The 2,898-nt window shown below is 45.6% G+C and carries 3 protein-coding genes; all 3 read right to left on the reverse strand.

The window, feature by feature from the left end; all coding sequences use genetic code 11:
* Positions 1-4 precede the first annotated feature (4 nt).
* Entirely contained in the window at positions 5-481 is a 477-nt protein-coding gene (gene pilM / locus ATB02_RS25410; protein WP_105272399.1) for a type IV pilus biogenesis protein PilM, read from the reverse strand.
* Complete coding sequence (gene pilL, locus ATB02_RS25415; protein WP_089559619.1) at positions 481-1,548, reverse strand: type IV pilus biogenesis lipoprotein PilL; 1,068 nt, start codon at positions 1,546-1,548, stop codon at positions 481-483. Before pilL ends, pilM begins: the two co-directional genes overlap by 1 nt.
* A 326-nt stretch (positions 1,549-1,874) precedes the next feature.
* Positions 1,875-2,468 (reverse strand): pili assembly chaperone, encoded by a 594-nt coding sequence (locus tag ATB02_RS27020; protein ID WP_077738495.1) that lies wholly within the window; start codon positions 2,466-2,468, stop codon positions 1,875-1,877.
* Between the last annotated feature and the right edge of the window lie 430 nt (positions 2,469-2,898).

Here is a 2,898-nt window from a genome sequence, read left to right on the forward strand (position 1 = left end):
TGAATCAGGAGAGCAGATTACCCCCTGGATCTGATTTCAGGCGTTGGGTGTGGATCACTATTGCACCGTTCGTGACACCTGCCGGGGGTGTCAGACCGGTTGCAGTTCCTGATAGCCAGGTGAGTTGCCCGTTTTGGAAGATCCCTATTAGTGCAGAACCACGACTTTTTGAACGCAAAGTTTCAACAAGTCCTGGTTGTTCAGGCATCCATACCCACAGACGCCCCTGTTGTAACTGATGTTTAATTCGGGAGTCCGGAGTGACAGGGAGAGCCAGTTTATCTGAGGAAATTACTCCGTCCTGCTGGCCTGATACGTATCTGATATCATTGATTCTGTTAGCAATCATTAGTATCTGACTTGCCCATACAGACGCACTTGCATATTGCTGGGCGTTTGTGGTTTCAGACATCTTCTGATTCTGGTAGCTACCAGTGATAATCAGAATGGTCAGGCCGACGGCCATGACCAGCCATCCCATTAGCGACCATCCCTTGTATCAGAAACTGTAATGATGCACTGCATGCGAGAAGCCTGTGCGTATAAAGGTTTTTGCGCAGTCCGATATAACTCAAATACCTGCTCCATGGCTGATTCAAATGATCCCCGGAACATTAAAGGCGCATCCAGACGGTAATCGGTTACAGAAAGTGGCCATATGACCATCCAGTGCGTTGATGCCATGCTTTCGCATTTTGTTTCTTCTGCCCACTTAATAATGTTCTCTCTTAATGTGGTGCCTGCCGGCGCACGCCACTCTTTACCCTGAGATACCGGTTTGACAGGCGTCCCGGTCATGAGCGGGATAGACTTGACTGTGGAGCCGGTTGGCGTCGGGGTGGCGGCGGGGGTTGACGAAGATACGCTGTTTCCTCTGAATGGATTTCGTGGTTTGTTCTGGCTATTTGCTGTTGTTGGAGATTCAGGGGAAGTGGATGTGGTTACCATGGCTGCTGGCGAGATAGTGGTTGCCGTGTCCTGTGCCGGTGCAGCAGCTGATGTTGTGACGGTCAACGTTTTATTATCCCAGTCCAGATGGCCCCATAGGTGTTGTTCTTCCAGCAACCGGTTCAGAGAACGGGTCCACTGATCATTGGCAGACCATGAAACCAGTTTGGTATTCAGCTTGGGCGTGGCTGCATTCTCTTGTCTGAATTTCCATCCTTCCGGTAGTAATGTTTTTATCCACTGACTGACGGTCCGGTTACGGGCCGTCGGCGATAGTGTTACAGGGGCGCTACCAGGCTTGCCTGTAATGATTAACCGGGAGAAATTCTGACTTATTGTTGGTGAAGGTAACGGTCGGGATTCGCTTACTGGCTGTACTGTTTTTACTGTCTCTGGCACGCTGACTCTCGGGGGCGGAGTTATTTTAGGTGGAGAAAGTCGTTGTTGCGTAAGTGCCAGGACGCCAGCACTCTCACTGATTTGTCCGTCAACAAAAACCAGAGCAGGCGTATCTGATGGTGCCACGTTATTGCCGCCGGAAATTCCGGCACAGCCGGACAATAATGACGGCAGTATAAGTGTCAGACATTTTTTTTTCATAACGGAGACTCCGTGTTCGTATATAAGTGTTTGTTAGTCAATGCGGACTTTAAGTAAGGGTTCATTATTTTATGTGCAATTGGATGGGTAATGTATACCGATATTGAGAGAATTACTCCTGAATGTCCCGTTTTAGTCGCATTCAGAAGTTTGCTTGCGTCTTTAATATTGTTGATTAGTATTTTCATTATTCTACCTTTTGAGTTTTAATGTTGCATGTTATTTTAAAGGTGAGGTTGTGAATAGCCCATTAAGCCAGTGTTTTGGTTTTTTTTGAAAATGAAAATCCTGTTTATGAGCATTCTTTTTATATCTAAATGTATTTTTTAATTGGTGTGGTGGGTCTGGTGAGGACGAATGACGACTGTCATTCCGTCCGAATGCAAATGCGGGAGAGACCACTGAAATAAGAGATATACAAAAGGAATTGATAATTTTTCGTACAGACTTGTTTTCCGTGGGTATGTAATAACTGAAAAACTCAAATCATAAGATTCCAGTCTCTTTATAAGTTTATTTATTCTTGCCGGAGTAAAGAGATGTGAATGCATGACAATGATTTCATCATTATTAATTGCTTTTGATATCAGAGAAAGCAATACATCCCAGTGTTTCCTCATTGACTTCGGGCAACGTGTGTCAGCATAGGGGCTAAGATGTATAGTTGATTTCTTGCTTCCCTTTTTCTTCTTCACAAAGAATGTGAAGTCGTATTTAGATGCAGACCTTACAATAAGAAGTACACATCTGAAAAGTAGTGGGAAAATGCAAATCACAACCACCACACAGAAATATAACATATAAGGCAATGATAAGTTGTCAGTGTATGGATAACGTAAGTATTGCCATGGGGTAGTGATGTACAGACAAAGCGTACACCAAAGCAACCAGAGATATAATGGTGCGTTATTATTTTTCATGTTGGCTGAGGCAGGCGACTAAAATAACAGACTAAGGAGGATTAACTGTTTAATGCGTGCAGAAACGTCGGGCAAGCTCATCGGGGTCTGTCGGTGTTTTCGTTGAAAACAGCCTGCGTTTGCAGTGTGCGTCGACGACCAGTATTTGCAGTCGTCCGGGATGTTGCTGTGGCATCAAAGACTCCTTCCGGAACGTGAAAAGAAGCAGCTGTACCGTCATAACTGCACGTACCGGTTGCGAAAAAACGGCACAAGCGAGTAGTGACAGAAAGAATGTCGGAAACGGCAGGAAGGGCGGTACAGGCTGCGAAGACTGGAAACGGGGTATGCCGGGGATTACACATCCTCAGTGTAATGGATTTGCCCCTATATTTCCAGACACCTGTTATCACTTAACCCATTACTGGTCCGCTGTCGCAGATATTCCCGT

Origin of the sequence: Escherichia sp. MOD1-EC5189 (assembly GCF_002966045.1) — a bacterium.
GTDB classification, from domain to species: Bacteria; Pseudomonadota; Gammaproteobacteria; order Enterobacterales; family Enterobacteriaceae; genus Escherichia; species Escherichia coli_F.